General features: G+C 66.3%; 1 pseudogene. It reads left to right on the top strand.

What is annotated here, in order from left to right:
* Positions 1 to 618 (top strand): annotated as a pseudogene (locus JGS39_RS40050) (SidA/IucD/PvdA family monooxygenase); the annotation flags it as partial.

The following is a 618-nucleotide window of genomic DNA, read 5'->3' on the forward strand; positions in this document are numbered from 1 at the left end:
CCCCCATCACCGCCACCTTCTACGACCAACGTCCCGCCTTCCACTGGCACCCCGGCCTCCTCATCGACGGCGCCAGCCTCCAAGTCCCCTTCCTCGCCGACCTCGTCACCCTCGCCGACCCCACCAGCCCCTGGACCCTCCTGAACTACCTACGCACCCGCGACCGGCTCTTCCCCTTCTACTTCGCCGAGCGCTTCCACATCCAACGCGCCGAATACGACGCCTACTGCCGCTGGGTCAGCCAACAACTCCCCAGCCTCCACTTCAACCACCAAGTCGACGCCATCCGCTGGAACCCCCAACACGCCCACTTCGAAGTCGACTTCACCCAACTCGACCCCCACGGTGAAGCCGAAGCCCTCGGCCGCGCCCACACCCGCAACATCGCCCTCGGCATCGGCACCGAACCCGCGCTCCCCGAACCCCTCAAACCCCTCACCGACACCGGAACCGTCCCCGTCATCCACTCCGCCGACTACCTCCACCACCGCCAACAACTCCTCGAAGCCGAACACATCACCGTCATCGGCTCATGACAATCAGGCGCCGAAATCTTCCTCGACCTCCTCCGCGCCCGCCCCACCGGCCGCGAAAAACTCCACTGGCTAGCCCGCACCC

Source organism: Streptomyces poriferorum (genome assembly GCF_019399235.1).
GTDB classification, from domain to species: domain Bacteria; phylum Actinomycetota; class Actinomycetes; order Streptomycetales; family Streptomycetaceae; genus Streptomyces; species Streptomyces poriferorum.